The following is an 18,572-nucleotide window of genomic DNA, read 5'->3' as shown; positions in this document are numbered from 1 at the left end:
ATGTCCCAGACTGCGGAAGAAGTGATCGAGCTGCTGGGGCTGGTACCGCTGGAAATCGAGGGCGGCTGGTACCGCGAGGTGTGGCGCAGCAGGCACGTGGCAGGCGCGGAAACACTGGGCAAGCCGTTCTCCTCGGTCCGCTCGCTGGCCACGTCGATATACTACCTGCTCACCCCGGAAACCGTGTCGGCTATCCACCGCCTGTCCAGCGACGAGATCTTCCATTTTTACTTCGGCGACCCTGTGCGGATGCTCCAGCTCTATCCGGACAACAAAGCCAAAATAATGGACCTGGGCACTGACCTGGCCGCCGGGCAGCGGCCGCAGGTGGTTGTACCCGGCGGGACCTGGCAGGGCTGCCTGCTGATCGACGGCGGCAGGTTCGCGCTGATGGGGACCACCGTGTCGCCGGGGTTCGAGTTCGAGGATTTTGTCCGCGGCAGCCGCGGGCACTTGCTCGCCAGCTACCCGGAGCATGCCGGTCTGATCGAACGGCTCACTCCTGATGAGGCATAACCCGCCTCCCGCTGATTTACGATCACCCTGGCCGGCGTATCAAGTCACCATCTTGGTGAGAACGATATTCAGTCTGTGGTGTACAGTATACCGGCAGGAGGTCATCCGAGAAAAGCCCGCCGCCCTCAGCGGCGCGTTACCCCCAGCAGAGGAGACCCTGTAATGAGCTGGAATATCGTTCGGCAGGTATTTACGGCCGTGTGGGTTACAGCAATGCTTCTGATTTCGGTTACGCCGCGCGCCGAAAGCGCGCAACTGGACAATGGCCGGGTATTTCTGAGTTACGTAAACGTTAAGCTCGATATGGACAGGTACAACAACCGTCTGATCGAGCGCGGGATGATCGAATTCGAGACCAGTTATAACGGGATCGGGGTTGGTTTTTATTCGTTTATCAGAGACCGCTGGAGCGTGGGCGGAGAGCTGAACTACCTGCTGGACAACAAGCGCCGGGTAGGCGTATACCAGTCGGCCGTTTCCGGAACTTACGGGGGATTGAATATCGGCTACCTGGCCTACCGTATTCATGGACTTAATATCCAGCCCCAGTTCGGGATCAACGGCGGCTCGGTAAATCTCGATATCGAGGCCCTGACCCCGCAGGACCCGTCAAGCCCGCTGGGCGAGGGGCGGGGGAAAGTGAAGATGTCATCGGTACAGGCCTCGCTGAGCCTGATGCTGGCCATGGACTACCTCTGGATCATGCGCCGCTCCGATGACGGCACCGGGTACGGCCTGGTGCTCGGCACATCTATCGGTTATCAGTTCTCCCCCTGGCAGGGCGACTGGGAAAGCTCGGGGATCGAGCTTTTCGATGAACCGGGGATCAAGCTGCAGGGTCCGCAGATCAGGTTTTCGGCGGGATTCGGCTGGGGAGTCGAATGAAGCCTCGTCTTATCCGGCGTAAAGCGGTAAAAAACAGGGGCAAGTCAAGATAATACTGCTTGATTGAACCTGAGGGAAAGATAATGGCCAAGGCCAAACCGGGGATACGGTAAAGGTGCATTACACCGGAAAACTCGAGGACGGGGTGGACGAGAAGGAAGTTACCCTGGACGCCAACCATCCGCCGGCCGGCAAGGCGCTGACTTTCGATATCGAACTGGTGGAGATCGGATAAGAAGACTACCGGAAGTCGTTTCAGCAGGAGCGGCGGATTCGTCACCCCTTTTTCATGCGGTATTATTGCTGATTCAGCGACTCGTTGAGTAACCTCCGCAGCTCATCCAGCATCCCCTGCCAGCCCACTTTGCGGCCGAGCCACCACTCCAGCGATTCCATCCCCTGGATAATCAGCATGTCCAGCCCGTTGACAGTTTCGCAGCCAGCCTGTTCGGCGCATTCCAGCAGTCTGGTCCTGGCGGGTGTGTAAATCGTATCGTAGACCACGCTGCCCTCCGGCGGCAGGACACCGTCCGGCAAGGGCGATTCCCCGACCCTGGGCGCCATTCCCCGGGGCGTCACGTTGACCGTGACCGACGTATCGGCCAGGGTGTTCGCCAGATCGCGCGTCTCGCCGACCGGGACAACCTCGAGGGTAATCGAGGGGAAACGGTAGGAAAACCAGCCGGCCAGGTCCTCGGCCCTGCTTTGCGTCCGGTTGACTATCGAGACGCGCGAGACTCCGTTGCGGGCCATGGCGTAGAGCACTGCCCGCGCAGCGCCGCCGGCGCCAAGGACCACAGTGTTGGCGCCTTCAAGCCTGCTGAGCAGCCCCCTGATCTCCAGCGATTTTTCAAACCCGGCCACATCGGTATTGTGCCCCGCCAGGCGGCCGGTGTCATCCCAGCCCACCGTATTGACCGCACCCACCGCATCGGCCTCATCGCTGAGCACCTCTACCTGCCCGTACAATGTTTCCTTGTGGGGAATCGTGACGTTGAGCCCGGCCAGGCCCAGCGTACGCATCGCCTCGCCCACCGAACCGGCCTGGTCGGCGCGCACGTGAAACGGCAGATAACGGTAATCCAGGTTGAGCTTATCCAGCACGAAATTGTGCAGCAGGGGGCTGAGGCTGTGTTCCACCGGATCGCCAATAACTCCCAGCACGCGTGTCACGCCGCTGATCGGCCCGCGATTCATTCGGCTCCTCCCGTGGTTCAGTGCGATTTCTTTATTTCCCGGCCAGAGTTTCCAATTCCCGGTAGAATCCGGGATAACTGATATCCGCGCAGGCCGGGTCTTCAATTACCGTGTCGCCGGAAGCGACCAGGCCCGCCACGCTGAAGGACATCGCAATCCGATGGTCACCGAAACTCTCCAGCGTGCAGCCGCGCAGGTCAGAAGGCCCCTCGATCACCAGTCCGTCAGGCTGCTCCTCCACTTTCGCTCCCATCGCGGCAAGGTTGGCGGCGACCGCTTTCAGCCTGTCGGTTTCTTTAACCCTGAGTTCACCCGCGTCCCGGATCTGGCTGACACCGCGGGCGTTAGCCGCCAGTACCGCCAGCACCGGGATCTCGTCGATCAGGCTGGGGATCAGCTCGCCGCCCACCTGGAATGACGTCAACTCGCCGTGGCCCACCCGGACATCGGCCACCGGCTCCCCGCACTCGCTGCGCTGGTTCAGCCGCTCCACAGCCGCACCCATGCTCTCGATCACGTCGAAAAAGGCGGCACGGGTGGGATTGAGGCAGATATTCTCCAGCAGCACTTTACCGCCGGGTACCAGGGCGGCGGCGGCGGCGAAAAACGCGGCCGACGACGGGTCTCCGGGGATTGTCAAATCGGCTGGCCGCAGTTCGGAGCCGCCGCCGACAGACGTCCGCAAACCGTCGCGGCTGACATCCACGCCGAAAACAGGCAGCATCCGCTCGCTATGGTCCCTGCTCGCCACTCTCTCAAGCACAGATGTTGTCCCGGCGGCAAAAAGTCCGGCCAGCAGCACGCACGATTTCACCTGGGCGCTGGGCACGGGCAACTGGTATTCGATTCCGCGCAGGGCGCCGCCGGTGATAGCCAGCGGGGGCCGGCCGTCATCGCTCTCGAACCGCGCGCCCATCAGCTCCAGCGGGTCGATCACCCGTTTCATCGGGCGGCGGCGAAGGTAGTTGTCACCGGTGATAACTGAACCGAACCGCTGTCCGGCCAGGATGCCCGAGAGCAGCCGGATCGTGGTTCCCGAGTTGCCCGCGTCCAGCTCTCCGGCCGGCTTAGCGAACCGCCCTGCCCGCACGCCGGCCACCGTGACCGCTCCGGGTGTCAGCTCGTCGATTTCCGCGCCCAGGGCTCGAAGGCAGGAAGCCGTGCTGGCAACGTCCCTGCCTGTTGCCAGGCCGGTCAGGGTGCTTTCACCCTCGGCCATCGCAGCGAACATCAGCGCCCGGTGGCTGATCGACTTGTCGCCGGGCACGCGGACAGTGCCGGAAAATTTTGCGGCAGTTGTAATCCGTTGATTCACCTGGTATTCCGGGAGAGCAATGAACTGCTTCGCGGCGAGCCGCCGGGGATTTGTCTCACATGTCATTTCAATCGCGGGAACGTGCCGGGAAGCCCAGTGCTTTGAGAATCCGGATCGCGCCGGCGCGGTCCTCGACAGTGGAGAAGCCGAGCTTGATCGTGCCGCCCTCGCCCTCGCGCACCTTGAGCACCTCGATATCCTTGATATTGATTTGCTCTCCGGCCAGTCCGTTGGCGATCCGCAGAATCACCCCGACTTCGTCGGGCGCGGTGACAATCGCCTCGAACAGCGGCGTGAGGAAGCCCTTCAGGTCCTTGTGGATCAGCGCCCGGCTGCGGGCTGCGCGTTCGAAGCTGCGGGCCATCTCCTCCGTACCCACTACATCCTTCAGCGCTTCCAGCCTCCGGATCAGCGAGTCGATCCTGTCCCGGAGTTCATCGGAGTTGGTTGCCAGAATATCGCGCCACATGTCGAACGGACTGGAAGCGATCCGGGTCAGGTCACGGAAACCGCCGGCGGCCAGTTTGAGCGTGTCGTCGTCCTCGTCGTTGAACTGCGCGGCCAGGTTCATCATCCCCACAGCCACCAGTTGCGGAAGGTGGCTGATGGTGGCGGCGATCCGGTCATGGTTTTCGGGGGTAGTGATCAGCACGCGCGCGCCGATGGCCTGGGCCAGACTGGAGAACCTGTCCGCCTGCTCCCGGTCGGTTTCACGGCCCGGGCAGATCACATAGACCGCGTTCTGGAACAGGAACGGGTCGGCGCTCTCAACGCCGGTGGTTTCTGCTCCGGCCATGGGGTGACCGCCCACGAAATGCGCCGTCTCCGGCAAGTTCTCCAGGGCCGCCTTGACTATTGCGCGCTTGGTGCTGCCCACGTCCGTGACCGTCGCGCCGGCTTTGAGCAAGGGTCCGATTGTGCCGAGCTGGGAAATAATGACCTGTACCGGCCCGGCCAGCACCACGAGGTCGGCCTGCTCCAGGGCCTCGGCGGCGCGCTCGCGCTCGAAACCCTGATCGATCACGCCCAGTTCGAGCGCCTTCTCGACCGTGGAGGCCCGGCTGATCCCCAGCACGCGCTCCACCAGCCGTCCGCGCTTGGACGCCAGCGCCAGCGACCCGCCGATCAGTCCGACGCCGAATACCGCCATCGTGCCATAGAACGGCCCGGCGTCTTTATCATTTTTTGCCGTAGACATCGTCCTCGTCGAACACCTTCTCGCCGGTCACCGTCAACGACCCGTCCTCCTCCACCCGGCGGTAGAAACAGCTGCGGTATCCGGTGTGGCAGGCACCGCCCTGCTGGCGAACCTTCAGCACTACCACGTCCATGTCGCAGTCGATCGTGATTTCATCGATATGCTGTATGTGGCCGCTGGTTTCGCCCTTGACCCACAGTTTGCCCCGCGAGCGGCTCCAGTAACAAGCCACTCGTCGCTGGAGTGTCTGCTCAAGCGCCTCGCGGTTCATGAACGCCAGCATCAGCACTTCACCGGTTTCGGCGTCCTGGGCGACAGCACTCAGCAGCCCCTTGTCATCGAATTTCACCCTGTCCAGCAATTGCCCGTAATCGCTCATCCAACAATCTCCGTTCAGTCAATGCCGCAGGCTCAGACAACGTATTTATCTTGCTTGGCCTGCCTGTTTTCGTACTCGGTCCTGAGAGATTCGTAGCCCTGCCGGCCCATCATCCCATAGGTCAGTTTCTTGCCCAGCTCGACTCCCGGCTGGTCGAAGGGGTCGATATTGTACAGCCCGCCGGCGAACGCAGTCTGGACCTCGAGCATATAGAACAGCTGCCCCAGGGTGAAAGCGTTGACTTGCGGCACGGTGATCGTCATGCTCGGCCGGCCGGCCTGGAGCATGGCGTACTCGGTGGCGGCGCGCTCGGCCTGGAACAGCTCCTCCAGCGAGTGTCCGCCGAGGTAATGGAGGTCCGGCAGGTCCTCGTAGAGCGTGGGAATCGGCATACTCTTGTCGAATTGGTCCACGGCCAGGAAGATCGTCACCTTGTCGAACGGGCCTTCCATGTAAAGCTGGGTCTGGGAATGCTGGTCGGTGACTCCCAGCGCCCTGACAGGGGTCAGGCCGCAGTAGACTTCCTTGCCGCCCAGCGAGTGTTTCTTGCCCAGGCTTTCGGCCCAGAGTTGACGGAACCAGTCGGCCACATCGAACAGGGCGTCGCTGTAGCTGAACATGACGTCGATATTGCGCCCGTGGGTCCTTTCGGCCAGGAACAGCAGCACAGCGGCCACATAGGCCGGGTTGGCATGCAGGTCCGCCTTTTTCGTGCGCTCGTCCATCGCCGCGGCCCCGGCCAGCAGCTGACGGATATCGATCCCCATCAGCGCGGCGGGCAGCAGGCCGACAGGCGTGAAAATACTGAACCGTCCGCCCACGTTGTCCGGGATGATAAAATCGGTCAGGCCCTCGCGGTCGGCTACGTTGCGCAGGCGGCCATTCTGGGCGTCGGTGACCGCAACCAGGTGATCGGCCACCCTGCCCCTGCCGAGCTTGCGCTCCAGCATGTCGTGGACGATCAGGAACTGGCTCATGGTTTCGGCTGTCGTTCCGCTCTTGGTCACCACCAGGAACAGGGTTTTTTTCAGCTCGGCGAACTCAAGAATCCGTCCGAACGTTTCCGGGTCGATATTGTCGGCGAAAAAGAAGCGCGGGATTTTACCGCGGCCCTTGTGGTCGGCCAGATTGGCCCACTGGCCGCCGGCCAGGGCAGAATGCAGCGCCCGGGGCCCCAGGCTCGAACCGCCGATACCGAGCAGGACCACGTTTTCATAGCGTCTGATCGCCTTGCGGGCGAACTTTTCGACAGACTCCACGGTATCTTCGTCATAGGGCAGGTCGTAGAATCCGATCCTGCCGGCGGCACGGCCCTCGGAGAGCTCGTTATGCAGCTTCACAGCCACCTCGCGCATTCCTCTCAGGTCGTCCTCACTGATCCCGTTGGCCTCTCCGAGAAACTCGCTCATCATGTAGTTGAAGTCGAGTTTCAAGCTCATCCGGCGCTGCCATTTTCTGGAACGCCACCTGGACATGGGATTCCTCCGTAACCAGATTATCAGAAGTAAGCGCGGGGCACCGGCAAGCCGCCGCGGGAAGATGCAAAATTGTAGTGCCCCATCAAGCGGGGGTGAACGGCGAACTTAAACTTACTCAAACGCCGTGTAGACTGTCAAGGACGCGCCATGCGGGCGATTGGAAGACCCCGGCCGCCGAAGAAAGGATCATCCGCCGGGGCCGGAACTCTGGAACCGCCGCTTGGCCCGGTTGTGATCGACCAGGGAGCGGGTAAACGCGTGTCTCCCGTCGCCGCGGGCCACGAAATACAGATAGTTCGTGTCGGCTGGCTGGAGCGCGGCCTTGAGACTTCCGCGCCCCGGGTTGCAGATCGGACCCGGCGGCAGGCCGCGGTGAAGGTAAGTGTTATAAGGAGATTTCACTTCCAGGTCGCGGTAGAGCAGGCGGCTCTTGTGCTTGCCCAGCACGAACAGCACCGTGGCGCATGATTCGAGGGGACGTTTGCGTTCCAGGCGGTTGAGGAAGACCGAGCTGATAATCGGCCGCTCGCGCTCGAGCACCGCCTCTTTTTCGATTATCGAAGCCAGGATCACGGTTTCGTGGCTGCTCATCCCGTTGGCTGTCCCGCCCTGGGAGGTCAATTCATCGAACACGCTCCGGAAGCGCTCGACCATCAGCCGCACCAACTCCTCCTCGCCGATTGACGGCGGAACGAAATACGTGTCGGGGAACAGGTAGCCGAGCAGCCGCGGGACCTCCAGCCCCATCGCCCGGGCCAGCGAATCGCCCTCCACCAGCGCCAGCATCCTGTCCCTGTCGATACCCTTCAGCGCACCGCTGAGCCGTTCGACAACCTGCTTGTCGGTCAGTCCCTCGGGGATCGTGAAGCGGGCCATGTCGCCGCGGCCGGTGGTCATCAGCGAAATGGTTTCCCACAGGCTTTTGCCCGGCGGGATCACGTAATCCCCGGCCCGCAGGCCGCTTTCGAGACCGCGGATGCGGGTCAGCAGCTGAAACGCCAGCGGACTGCGGATCACGCGGTTGTCCTCGAGAATCCCGGCGATTCCGCTCAGCGTGGCCCCGCTGGGCACGTGGACTTTGACGTCGGAGTCGCGGACCGGCGAGAGGGTGAGGTAGAAAGCCGTCAGCAGGGCGCCGTTGGTGGCAAAAAACAGCAGGAACACAACCCACAGCGGCAACGACAGGCTGGATTTTCCGGATGATTTAAGCATAAAGTCTTTCTCTGACTTCTGTTGCGATTAAACCGCGCTTCCCTGCCCGCCAGCCCGGCTATCCCGCTGATGCCGGTTGCGGAAATCGAGATAATTCTGCAGCAGCAGCAGGGCCGCCGTCCGGTCGAGACGGCCTTTCTCGCGGCGTTTGGCGCGGGGAAGGTTCAAATCGGCCTGCACCCGCTGGGCCACGACCGTGGTCAGCCGCTCGTCCCAGGTGCTTACCGGCAGTCCGCTAAGCCCGGCCAGCCGTGCGGCGAACTCCTCCACTTTCCGGGCCGCCGGGCCCTGGGAGCCGTCCATGTTGACCGGCAGGCCCACGACGATTTCCTCCACTTCCCACTCCTCGGCCAGCCGGGCGACCGCCTCCTCCGGGCCGCCTTTCAGCTTACGGCGGTCCAGAGTGGGCAGGGCGTTGGCGGCCAGCCGCCCGCTCGGATCGCTGACAGCCAGGCCGAGCCTGCGTTCTCCGTAGTCGACACCCATGATCCGGCCCATCGCGCTGGCGCTCCCCCATAGCTTTCCGGTTTAATTACCCCGGCCCCGGATAACAGTTTCCACATGCCGCGGGCAGCGGTATACAAGCTAAGAAAAAAAAACAGGGCCGGAAAGGAAAAACTCCGACCCTGGAATAAAACCTAATAAAATGCAATCTGCACTCAATTGATTCCGGTTTCAGCCTCAGCCCGCGCTCAGGCGTTCATCGAGTCGATAAAGTCGCGGTTGGTCTTGGTGTCCATGATCTTGGAGATCAGGAAGTCCATCGACTCGGTGCTGGACATGTCGTTGAGGTACTTGCGCAGGATCCAGACCCTGTTGAGCACGTCCTGGGGTATCAGCAGGTCCTCGCGGCGGGTGCCGCTCTTGTTGAGCTCGATCGCCGGGAACGTGCGGCGGTTGGCCAGGGTGCGGTCGAGCACCAGCTCCATGTTGCCCGTGCCCTTGAACTCCTCGAAAATCACGTCGTCCATCCGGCTGCCTGTTTCGATCAGCGCCGTAGCGATAATTGTCAGGCTGCCGCCCTCCTCGATATTGCGCGCCGCGCCGAAAAAGCGCTTGGGCTTATCGAGCGCATGGGCGTCCACGCCGCCGGAGAGAATCTTGCCGCTGTGGGGCACGACCACGTTATGGGCGCGGGCCAGGCGGGTGATCGAGTCGAGCAGGATCACCACGTCCTTCTTGTGCTCCACCAGGCGGCGGGCTTTTTCGATCACCATGTCGGCTACCTGGACATGCCTGTCGGCCGGCTCGTCGAACGTACTGCTGATCACCTCGGTGTTCTTGGTCGAGCGCTCCATGTCGGTCACTTCCTCGGGCCGCTCGTCGATCAGCAGGATGATCTGGTGCACCTCGGGGTGGTTTTCGGTGATAGAATTGGCAATTTTCTGCAGCAGCACGGTCTTACCCGTGCGCGGCGGGGAGACAATCAGTCCGCGCTGCCCCTTGCCGATCGGCGCCACCAGGTCGATGATCCTCATCGAAATGTCGCGGGCCTTGTTTTCGAGCTTCAGGTGTTCGTCGGGGAACAGCGGGGTCAGGTTGTCGAAGAGCACTTTGTGCTTGGCCTGCTCCGGATCGTCGAAATTGACTTCCTCCACCTTGAGCAGGGCCAGGTAGCGCTCCCCCTCCTTGGGCGGGCGTACGCGGCCGTGGATCGTATCGCCCGTGCGAAGGTCGAACCGTTTGATCTGGCTGGGTGAGACATAGATGTCGTCGGGACCGTAGAAATAATTCCAATCCTGGGAACGCAGGAAACCGTAACCCTCCGGCAGGATTTCCAGCACGCCCTCACCCTTGAGCACCACGTTTTTCTCCAGCAGGTTCTGCTCGATCATAAAGATCAGGTCCTGCTTACGGAGACCGGCGTAATTGTCCAGTCCCATCTCCTCGGCCATTTCGTGCAAATCGGTTATCGATTTGGCCTTCATTTCCTTGATTTCAATAACATCCTCCACCACTTCTGTATCTCCTTGATCTGAAAGTGAGACTACAAACTTAAATTTTTCCCGAGCTGAATTATCCTGATATACTTCCGCCTCTCCCGCCCGCCAGCGTTTCCCCCGGCTAATCCCTTCCCATCGAACCCTGAACGTATTACATGGACGGCAGGGCCGGATTTAGCTGAAAACTTTATCTTGGTATACCTAATTAGAAAACGAAACTGCTCCGGAAGGAAGTGCCTGAAGCAAGAATATCGTTAATCGAACCCAACCCAGTTATTTATCGGTTTGAATCATCTGCTGCCTAAAGGGGATTCGCTAAGAGCATCAGCCTGCTAAACCATTCCAGCGGCAACTATCGTGCCGAATAAAAAATAAACTCGGGAGTCGATGAGGTAATCGCGGTGCGGTGTGCTCTGATAGTGAGGACACTGACTACATTTAAAGATAAGAAGCCTGATAATCAATGTCAAGTATTTTACCATGCGATAATTGATTGGGAAATAATTGCCCCTGGATCTGTACAGTTGCCCAGCAGAGGGGTTATCTTGTATAATGAAACGGTATCGTTCTTGCAAGTCAAATGCATACTCTGCTGTTCAGCCACGCGAAAAACCGGGGAAACCGGGCAATGACTTTAGCTGACAGCTCGATTTTAAAAAAACAGGAACTGCTCCTGCTGGCGCTGGTCGGCCTGCTGGCGGTGCTGCACGCATTGCTCTGGTCTCAGATCCGGGATAACCCCCTGCTGAGCGTGGCGCTGTTCGCCGCCGCCATGCTGGCGGGCGGCGCATACTGGACCTGGGTCAATTTCAAGGTGGTCAAGGCCGATCCCGACACGCGCAGGCGGATCAGCGTGAAGATCGAGAATATCCTGCACTCGCTGTTCCTGCCCCGCGGCTATGATATCATAACCCTGCCGGATATCGACGACGACCGGCTGATCGGCCGGGCCGAACTGCGCGACCGGCACGGAATTCCCGTCCTGGTGCAGTTTCACGAGTGGCCGATGAACCGTCAAGTCGACGAAAAAGACCTGGAGGAGCTGGACAGCCGCATGGCGGGCAAAGAAATACCAAAGGGTATCTGCATGGCCACCACCAGTTTCACGCCTGCGGCCCTGGACTACGCTCGCAGGAAAAATATCCTCACCAAGGATACCGACGAGCTGATGGAAATGATCAGCCAGGCCGAAGACGAGATCCATGCCGCGGCCGCGGGCGAATCGGTGAACTGCTTTACCTGTGGCGCGAAACTCGAACCGAGCGAGGAAATTACCGGCCTGATGATATGCATGAACCCGGACTGCGGAAAAACCTACTCACGGGAAGAGCTCGAGGAAGAACAGAAAAAGCAGAAAGGTCCGGAGGATTTCACCAGTTTCACGATTGACTGTTACGAGTGCGGGCGGCCGGTCCGGCTCGACACCAATATGCATGGCCTGGTGGAGTGTCCCTACGATGACTGTTCGTGGATCATAAATGTCGACAACGAACTGCTGACGCTCAAAGGAGGGCTGGATAAGCGCTACAGCGAAAACCTGGCCGAAATAATCTGTCCCCGCTGCGATAAACTGATCAAGGTGCCGGCCGACGCCGACGGGCTGATGGAGTGTCCGTGCGAGGAAAAATGGATAATCGACGTGGGCCATGTGCTGGGACTCAGAGCCCAGGCCCAGTCAGCAGAACGCCTGGCCGGCGACGGCGGCGAAGTTGGGCATGAGACCGAGGACTCAGCAGCGGCGGCCGAAGAATTGCGTGACTGCCCGGTCTGCGGCGCCGGGCTTCCTGCAGCCGATCAAGCCGAAACGACAGCGCAAACCCGGCAACCCCCAGCTGTGCCGCAGCCGGTTGAAGCCGAACTGGCCGCTCCACCCGGACTCCAGCTTACCCACCGGCACGCGTACCTGAATCTCGATACCGGGGGGCTGCTGCTGTTCGCCGCGCTCAGCGTTTCGGCGTTTCTCGCTTTTGTTTATCTGGTGGTCAGATGATATTATATTGAAACTTATTCGCCAACAGGCGGCTAGGACAAAGTACAGGGAGTACGCATGGCGGAGAAAAAGATAATCAAGGCCAGGGACCTCGAGGCCTCCGGTTCGACCGTGGAGAGGGTCGAGTACGGTATCCGCAAGTTCGGCGACAAAGTTTACAAAAACGTTCCGCTGGATGAGCAGCCCGTGGCGATGGAAGACGAGGCTCACCTTCCCGAACCGGATTACTCGGGAGACACCACCTCCGACGATTCACAGGATGAGCAGGACGTTCAGCTGGAGCGGTTCTACAGCGAAGACGGCGAGCTGACCAGCCTGAAAATCACCTGCCGCTGCGGCGAGGAAATCGAACTGGAGTTCACCCGCGAGGAAGACGATCTCCCGCCGGAAAACCACCCGGACACTCAGCCGCAACAGCCGGAGGAACCGCAGGAGGACGTAACCGAAAAGTTGCCGGAACAGCCCGCGGCCGGGGATGTCCCGCCGGAGGCTGTGGCGGATGACGGCGAAGCGGTTGCAGATGACGGCGAGCTTACCGGCCTTAAAGAGGAAAACGCGGATGACGATGAGCCTACCGGCGTTGAAGAAAAACAAGCGGATGACGATGAGCTTAACGGCGTTGAAGAAAAAAAAGCGGATGACGGCGAGCCTACCGGCGTTGAAGAGAAAAACGCGGATGACGGCGAGCTTACCGGCGTTGAAGAAAAAAAAGCAGATGACGGCGAGCCTACCGGCGTTGAAGAAAAAAAAGCAGATGACGGCGAGCCTACCGGCGTTGAAGAAAAAAAAGCGGATGACGGCGAGCTTAACGGCGTTGAAGAAAAAAAAGCGAATGACGGCGAGCCTACCGGCGTAGAAGAAAAAAACGCGGATGGCGACGAGGAAACGGCCTGACCTGAATTGAACAAGTAATTTTGTCGTTTTTCGGGAACTTTTTTTCAATTGAAATGTATTTACTGGTGTTACTGCGCGGCAGTTGCCAACAGCAGCCTGGAGGAAGTGCTCTTAATCAATAATTTGTGAGGATTCAGCAAGATGAATTGTAGCAGTTTCAAAATCCAATTTTCCGCCTATCTCGATGGCGAACTCAGCGGCGATGCTTTCGCCGAAATCGAAGCCCATCTCGAAAAATGCGCCGGTTGCTCCGGCATGCTTCAGGCATACCGCTCCGGCGTTTCTTCCCTTAAGCGGTCGGTTGAAATCGAGCCGCCGGCCGATATGTTCGAGAGAGTGATGGCCGAGGTGAACAGCGGCGCGCAGGCGGCGAAAGTTGTCCCCCTGCGCAGTTCCGGTCGCAGAATAGTGCTGGCCGCGGCCGCGGTGGTGTTGATCGCCCTGGCTGGTTCTCTGTTCTTTACCGGCGGCGACCGGGTCGATGTCTCATGGACTCCGGCCGTGGATTCTACGGTCGATGTCGTTAATGCCGACGAAATCCAGCTTCACCCGGCGCCTGAAGCCGGCAAACTCAAACGCCCGGTGCAAAAAGCTTACCTGGCTTCCTACCACTACGATGACGAGCCGTTGTTCAGCTACGGCGTCAGTAACCACCCGGTGATCGTAGAAAGCGGCGTTACGGCCACGGGAGAATAACTTGGGCTCCAGAGCCGTTTCGAGATCGATCAGGTTTTTTCAGGATTTGACGGGCCGGCAGCCGATGCCGGCCCGTTTTTTTTCTCCACGGTCAGTTTTCTCCTTGAGCGCACAGTCCACCGGATTATATTTAGATACTGGATTGTTTCCTTCCGCCGGGTGTCCAATCTCCGGCGAAGGATAATATTTCTCCGGAAGAAACAATGCCACGCACCGATATCAACCGGATCAACCGCGAATGCTCCTCGGGCGAGTTCCAGCCGGTATACTTTCTCCACGGCGATGAGAGCTATCTCACCCGCCGGGCTGTGGAAACCCTGACCGCTCATGCGGTGGATTCCGCTTCGGCCGATTTCAACTACGAACGGTTCCACGGGCCGGATATGAACATCGAGCGGGTGCTGACCTCGGTCGCTACCCCGCCGATGATGGCCGCGCGCAGGGTGGTGCTGGTCCAGGAACTGGACAAAGCGCAACTGAAAGTCCGCGAACTGCTGGCCGATTACGCGGAAAAACCCAGCGACAGCACGGTGCTGATCCTGGCCTCGTCGAGCCGGATCAAGATCGACAAGCGCCGCGGCACTCCCAAGTGGGCCGCCAAGCTCGAGGACGCCGCGGCCAGCGCCTGTTTCTGGCCTCTTCGTGAAAACGAACTGCTGAGCTGGATTGTCTCGACAGCCGGGCTGGCTGGAAAAAAAATCGGCAGACAGGCGGCGCTGGATCTGTACGCGCGCCTGGGCGACGACCTGGCGCGGATCGCCGGGGAACTGGACAAACTGACCTTCTTTATCGGCGAGCGCGAGGAAATCTCACCGGAGGATGTCCGCGCGATGACCGGGGTGGACAAGGGCGCCAGCGTGTTCGACTGGGTGGACTCGCTGGCCGCCGGCAAGCCGCTGCTGGGCGCTTATATCACCGGCCAGCTCGCCAGCCGGGGCGAATCTGCGGTGGGTGCGCTGGCCGCGGCCAGCGCGCATTTCGGCCGGGTCGCCAGGATCAGGGCGCTGATCGCCCAGGGAGTACCGGATGCCCAGGTCAAAAAGGAGTTGGGGCTGAGCTGGTGGCGCGATGAGGCCGTCCGGGATCTGTTCAACCAGGCCCGGCGCTTTAACGACGAGCAGTTGGAACGGGTGTTCAGCCTCCTGCTGGAAACCGATCTCCGCCTCAAAAGCAGCAGCCTTCCCAACCGCCTGATCCTGGAATCGCTGGCATTCAGCCTGACCGGGGATAACCCATGACCGGTGCAAACAACATTTTTGTGAACTGCCCTGCGGCAGGCCGCGAGGTATCTGAATCAAATCTCCCTAAATCTCCCTTTTTCAAAGGGAGACGTCGGGATGCACTTCGCATTCCCCCCTTTTGCAAAGGGGGGCCAGGGGGGATTTCCGCTTGCCTCCTGTCTCTACAACTGCATTTCTCGCAGCAAGCTGCGAGAAAGTCTTTTCGATTAAAACTCCTGCTGTTTTTGGGAGCGCTTATGCTTCCCGTGGGTCTCCACGCCCAGCAGCCGCTGGATGTGGCCCGCCGTCTCCTGCAGGCCGGGCACACCGATGACGCCCGCCGGATTGTGAGCGCCGAACTGGGCTCCGGTTCTGAACTGGCCAGCCTGATGACCGCCGTGCTGGCCGCTCCCGCCGACTCCGCCGCTCCCCTGCTGGAACATCTGGCCCGCGGGGAAGGTGGCGGTGCGAACAAAGCCCTGGCCGGGGAACGGATGGGCGATCTGCTGTTCGCAGCCGGACGAGCCGAACACGCGGTGGAATGGTGGGAGTTCACCCTGCGCAATCTGGCTGACCGTTCCGACCGCCAGCGGGTGCTGATCAAATCGGCCCGCGCCGAGGGAGCGCGTGGACGCGCCAAACAGGCGCTGGCCCTGCTTGAATCGGCTCTGGACGGCGAAGAAACTCCCCTGACCGGCGAGGCCAGGTTCTGGCAGGGCATGACGCTGGAAGGTCAGGGCAAAATCCGCAAGGCCGCCGAGGCCTACCTGGCCGCCTACACCGCCCCCGGCAACCGTCTGGGCCTGGCCGCGCTCCATCGCCTGCACGAGTTCTACGGCTCGGCAGGTGGCAGGAACGCCGAAGACTGGCGCACCCGCTGGCGCAACGCCAGTTCCGGCACCGTGTTCGAAAGCCGCTACCTCCCGGCCTCAGCGGCCGGTTCAGGCTGGACAGTCCAGCTCGGTGCGTTCAGCAGCCGTCAACGCGCCGCTGACCACGCCGCCCGGGTGCGCCGTCTGGGCCTGAGCCCGGTAATCGAGCCGCCCGCCGGCGATAAGCTCTACCGGGTCAGGATCGAGGGGATCCCTTCCGAAAGCGAAATGAAACGGATCACCGCTCTGCTGAAGAAAAACAGGCTGGATTACCACGTAATAAAACCCGGGAACTGAGGAAGACGATGTCCGGCGAAACGCCCCTGATGGAACAGTATCACCGGATCAAGGCCGAACACGAGGATGAAATCCTCCTGTTCCGCATGGGGGATTTCTACGAGATGTTCTGCGAGGACGCCAGGATCGGCGCGCAGGTGCTGGGCCTGACCCTTACCAGCCGCAACAACGGAGCCGCAGGACGGGTCCCGCTGGCCGGAGTGCCGGTCAAGGCGGTGGACGGCTATATCGCCAAGCTGGTCCGCGCCGGTTACAAGGTGGCTGTCTGCGAGCAGGTGGAAGACCCCAAGAAGGCGAAAACGATTGTCAAGCGTGCGGTCACCGAGGTGCTTACCCCCGGAACAGTGCTCAGCGAGAACCTGCTCGAATCGCGCCAGAATAACTATCTCGCCGCGATCCACCCGGCTGGTAAGGAACAAGTGGCGCTTTCCTGGCTCGATCTCTCCACCGGCGAGTTTTATCTCGGCGGCACCAGCCTGGATTACCTGGAAGACGAACTGTGCAGGATCAGCCCCCGTGAAATCCTGCTGGCCGGAGCGGGCGGGCTGGCCGAGAAACCCCGCCGGCCCGGCGACCTTCCGCTCTACGACGCCCTGGGGCCGTCGCCCGATAAAACTTACCACCTCACTTTCCTCGACGACTGGCGGTTCGACCGCGTCAGCTGCCGCAAGAGCCTGCTTAAACATTTCGAGGTCGCCAGTTTCAACGGCTTCGGGATCGACGACAGGCACCAGTCGCTCACTCCCGCCGGTGCGATCTTGGACTACGTGGCCCGCATGCAGCCGGCCGGAGTTGCCCACATGCGCAAGCTCACACCTTATGTTGCCGAGAGCGTGATGGTGATCGACCGGACCACCGCCGACAACCTGGAACTGATCTATAATTTCAGCGGCGGCAGCACGGGCACCCTGCTAGAGGTACTGGACTCCACCCGCACCGCCATGGGCGCGCGCACCATGAGGCGGTGGCTCCTGGAACCCCTGCTGGACCTGGAGCGGATCGCCGGGCGGCACGACATTGTCCAGGCTCTGACCGAGGACGGCAAACTTCGCCGGGCCGTGCGCGAGCAGCTCGAAGATGTCTCTGATATCCAGCGGCTGACCTCGCGCACTTCCAGCCAGCGGGCCAACCCCCGTGACGTGGCCGCGCTGGGCCGCTCCCTGGCCGCGATTCCCACGATCAAGGCACTGCTGGCCGGCTCGGACAGCGAGGTGCTGGTGCGACTGGGCGAGGGTATCGCCGAGTTCCCGGACCTGGTGAAGTTGATCGGCGAGGCCCTGGCGGACGAGCCGCCGGCCCAGCTCTCCGTGGGCGGGGTGATCGCCGGGGGGTACAACGCCGAACTCGATGAGCTTCGCGGCCTGGTCGCCCAGGGCAAGGACTGGATCGCACGCTACGAGACCTCGGAGCGCGGACGCAGCGGGATCGGCAACCTGAAAGTCAAGTTCAACAAAGTGTTCGGTTATTTTATCGAGGTCACCAAAAGCAACCTTCACCTGGTGCCCGAGGACTACACCCGCAAGCAGACTATCAGCACCGGCGAGCGCTATATCACCGGAGAGCTGAAAGAGTACGAAGACAAGGTGCTGGGGGCCGAGGAAAAAATCGAGTCGCTGGAGTACGAGCTGTTCTGCGCCCTCCGCGAGCACCTGGCCGGTTTCGGCGCGCCGCTGATCGAGGCGGCCGCGGCACTGGGAGAGCTGGACGCTCTGGCCGACCTGGCCGAGACAGCGGTGGAGCACAACTATGTGCGCCCGGTGATGACCGACGGCCACCGGATCGGTATCCGCGACGGCCGTCACCCGGTGGTGGAGCGGATGGTGCTGGAGAAAAGTTTCGTGCCCAACGATATCGTACTGGACAACGAGGACGAGCAGATCGTAGTGCTCACCGGCCCCAATATGGCCGGCAAGAGCACGGTCCTTCGCCAGGTGGGACTGATTGTCCTGATGGCCCACATGGGCGGTTTCGTTCCGGCTGCCGAAGCGGAAATCTGCCTGACCGACCGGATATTCACCCGCGTGGGCGCCAGCGACAACCTGGCTAGAGGCCAGAGCACGTTCATGGTGGAGATGAACGAGACCGCCAATATCCTCAACAACGCAACGCCGCGCAGCCTGGTTCTGCTCGATGAGATCGGGCGGGGCACCAGCACGTTCGACGGGCTCTCGATCGCCTGGGCGGTCACCGAGTTCCTTCACGAGCACGAGCGCTGCCGGGCCAAGACCGTGTTCGCCACCCATTACCACGAACTCACCGAACTGGAAATGCTGCTGCCGCGCGTGCGTAACTACAACGTGCTGGTCAAGGAGCACGGCGAGCGGATCATTTTCCTGCACAAAATCGAGCGGGGCAGCAGTGACCGCAGCTACGGGATCCAGGTGGCCCGTCTGGCCGGGATTCCCCGCGAGGTGATCACCCGCGCCCGCGAGGTGCTGGCCAACCTGGAGAGCGGAGAGTTCACCGCCGAGAACCTCCCC

Annotated in this window: 16 protein-coding genes and 1 pseudogene; 9 read left to right on the top strand and 8 right to left on the bottom strand. The window is 61.0% G+C overall.

Annotated features, from left to right (window positions below; genetic code table 11):
- The 3 genes and pseudogenes from FVQ81_11875 (at window position 1) to FVQ81_11865 (ending at window position 1,636) form a co-directional block, all read left to right on the top strand.
- Window positions 1-516, top strand: coding sequence for a cupin domain-containing protein (locus FVQ81_11875; protein MBW7997243.1), 516 nt, complete (start codon window positions 1-3; stop codon window positions 514-516).
- A gap of 162 nt (window positions 517-678) precedes the next feature.
- Complete coding sequence (locus FVQ81_11870) at window positions 679-1,401, top strand: hypothetical protein (GenBank protein ID MBW7997242.1); 723 nt, start codon at window positions 679-681, stop codon at window positions 1,399-1,401.
- Between the two features lie 145 nt (window positions 1,402-1,546).
- Window positions 1,547-1,636 (top strand): annotated as a pseudogene (locus FVQ81_11865) (peptidylprolyl isomerase).
- Window positions 1,637-1,698: 62 nt separating this feature from the next.
- Here FVQ81_11865 and FVQ81_11860 read toward each other — a convergent pair.
- The 8 genes from FVQ81_11860 to FVQ81_11825 form a co-directional block, all read right to left on the bottom strand.
- Window positions 1,699-2,598, bottom strand: coding sequence for a shikimate dehydrogenase (locus tag FVQ81_11860; GenBank protein ID MBW7997241.1), 900 nt, complete (start codon window positions 2,596-2,598; stop codon window positions 1,699-1,701).
- Between the two features lie 31 nt (window positions 2,599-2,629).
- Window positions 2,630-3,979, bottom strand: a complete 1,350-nt coding sequence (aroA, locus tag FVQ81_11855; GenBank protein ID MBW7997240.1) for a 3-phosphoshikimate 1-carboxyvinyltransferase — start codon at window positions 3,977-3,979, stop codon at window positions 2,630-2,632.
- Window position 3,980: 1 nt separating this feature from the next.
- Window positions 3,981-5,111 (bottom strand): prephenate dehydrogenase, encoded by a 1,131-nt coding sequence (locus tag FVQ81_11850; GenBank protein ID MBW7997239.1) that lies wholly within the window; start codon window positions 5,109-5,111, stop codon window positions 3,981-3,983.
- Window positions 5,092-5,490: a phosphoribosyl-AMP cyclohydrolase gene (hisI, locus tag FVQ81_11845; GenBank protein MBW7997238.1), complete on the bottom strand. Its 399-nt coding sequence runs from the start codon at window positions 5,488-5,490 to the stop codon at window positions 5,092-5,094. The genes FVQ81_11850 and hisI overlap by 20 nt, the downstream gene beginning before the upstream one ends.
- A gap of 32 nt (window positions 5,491-5,522) precedes the next feature.
- Window positions 5,523-6,965, bottom strand: a complete 1,443-nt coding sequence (locus FVQ81_11840) for a glucose-6-phosphate isomerase (GenBank protein ID MBW7997237.1) — start codon at window positions 6,963-6,965, stop codon at window positions 5,523-5,525.
- A gap of 189 nt (window positions 6,966-7,154) precedes the next feature.
- Window positions 7,155-8,180 (bottom strand): endolytic transglycosylase MltG, encoded by a 1,026-nt coding sequence (gene mltG / locus FVQ81_11835; GenBank protein ID MBW7997236.1) that lies wholly within the window; start codon window positions 8,178-8,180, stop codon window positions 7,155-7,157.
- A 27-nt stretch (window positions 8,181-8,207) separates the two neighbouring features.
- Window positions 8,208-8,678: a Holliday junction resolvase RuvX gene (ruvX, locus tag FVQ81_11830; protein ID MBW7997235.1), complete on the bottom strand. Its 471-nt coding sequence runs from the start codon at window positions 8,676-8,678 to the stop codon at window positions 8,208-8,210.
- Between the two features lie 194 nt (window positions 8,679-8,872).
- On the bottom strand, window positions 8,873-10,123 hold the full coding sequence (locus FVQ81_11825; protein MBW7997234.1) for a transcription termination factor Rho: 1,251 nt from the start codon (window positions 10,121-10,123) through the stop codon (window positions 8,873-8,875).
- A 580-nt stretch (window positions 10,124-10,703) separates the two neighbouring features.
- On the opposite strand from FVQ81_11825, the gene FVQ81_11820 reads away from it, so the two are divergent.
- The 6 genes from FVQ81_11820 to mutS form a co-directional block, all read left to right on the top strand.
- Window positions 10,704-12,113, top strand: coding sequence for a restriction endonuclease (locus FVQ81_11820; GenBank protein ID MBW7997233.1), 1,410 nt, complete (start codon window positions 10,704-10,706; stop codon window positions 12,111-12,113).
- 57 nt (window positions 12,114-12,170) lie between these two features.
- Complete coding sequence (locus tag FVQ81_11815; protein MBW7997232.1) at window positions 12,171-13,007, top strand: hypothetical protein; 837 nt, start codon at window positions 12,171-12,173, stop codon at window positions 13,005-13,007.
- A gap of 141 nt (window positions 13,008-13,148) precedes the next feature.
- Window positions 13,149-13,703 carry a hypothetical protein gene (locus FVQ81_11810; protein MBW7997231.1) on the top strand — a complete coding sequence of 185 codons (555 nt, stop codon included), beginning with the start codon at window positions 13,149-13,151 and terminating at the stop codon, window positions 13,701-13,703.
- Between the two features lie 203 nt (window positions 13,704-13,906).
- Window positions 13,907-14,941 (top strand): DNA polymerase III subunit delta, encoded by a 1,035-nt coding sequence (gene holA / locus FVQ81_11805; protein ID MBW7997230.1) that lies wholly within the window; start codon window positions 13,907-13,909, stop codon window positions 14,939-14,941.
- A complete protein-coding gene (locus FVQ81_11800) occupies window positions 14,938-16,092 on the top strand; it encodes a hypothetical protein (GenBank protein ID MBW7997229.1) in 1,155 nt (384 codons plus the stop codon). Before holA ends, FVQ81_11800 begins: the two co-directional genes overlap by 4 nt.
- Before the next feature lie 8 nt (window positions 16,093-16,100).
- On the top strand, window positions 16,101-18,572 hold a 2,472-nt coding region (gene mutS, locus FVQ81_11795; protein MBW7997228.1), incomplete at its 3' end, for a DNA mismatch repair protein MutS.

Source organism: Candidatus Glassbacteria bacterium (assembly GCA_019456185.1).
Lineage (GTDB): Bacteria > Gemmatimonadota > Glassbacteria > GWA2-58-10 > GWA2-58-10 > JAJRTS01.
This window is presented reverse-complemented; position numbering and strand designations above follow the sequence as displayed.

Coding starts and splice junctions, on each gene's coding strand:
- hisI (MBW7997238.1), bottom strand. CDS start 5,490: ATGAGCGATTACGGGCAATTGCTGGACAGGGTGAAATTCGATGACAAG.
- mltG (MBW7997236.1), bottom strand. CDS start 8,180: ATGCTTAAATCATCCGGAAAATCCAGCCTGTCGTTGCCGCTGTGGGTT.
- holA (MBW7997230.1), top strand. CDS start 13,907: ATGCCACGCACCGATATCAACCGGATCAACCGCGAATGCTCCTCGGGC.
- FVQ81_11815 (MBW7997232.1), top strand. CDS start 12,171: ATGGCGGAGAAAAAGATAATCAAGGCCAGGGACCTCGAGGCCTCCGGT.
- FVQ81_11820 (MBW7997233.1), top strand. CDS start 10,704: ATGCATACTCTGCTGTTCAGCCACGCGAAAAACCGGGGAAACCGGGCA.
- FVQ81_11870 (MBW7997242.1), top strand. CDS start 679: ATGAGCTGGAATATCGTTCGGCAGGTATTTACGGCCGTGTGGGTTACA.
- FVQ81_11850 (MBW7997239.1), bottom strand. CDS start 5,111: ATGTCTACGGCAAAAAATGATAAAGACGCCGGGCCGTTCTATGGCACG.
- FVQ81_11810 (MBW7997231.1), top strand. CDS start 13,149: ATGAATTGTAGCAGTTTCAAAATCCAATTTTCCGCCTATCTCGATGGC.
- FVQ81_11860 (MBW7997241.1), bottom strand. CDS start 2,598: ATGAATCGCGGGCCGATCAGCGGCGTGACACGCGTGCTGGGAGTTATT.
- aroA (MBW7997240.1), bottom strand. CDS start 3,979: ATGACATGTGAGACAAATCCCCGGCGGCTCGCCGCGAAGCAGTTCATT.
- FVQ81_11800 (MBW7997229.1), top strand. CDS start 14,938: ATGACCGGTGCAAACAACATTTTTGTGAACTGCCCTGCGGCAGGCCGC.
- ruvX (MBW7997235.1), bottom strand. CDS start 8,678: ATGGGCCGGATCATGGGTGTCGACTACGGAGAACGCAGGCTCGGCCTG.
- FVQ81_11875 (MBW7997243.1), top strand. CDS start 1: ATGTCCCAGACTGCGGAAGAAGTGATCGAGCTGCTGGGGCTGGTACCG.
- FVQ81_11840 (MBW7997237.1), bottom strand. CDS start 6,965: ATGTCCAGGTGGCGTTCCAGAAAATGGCAGCGCCGGATGAGCTTGAAA.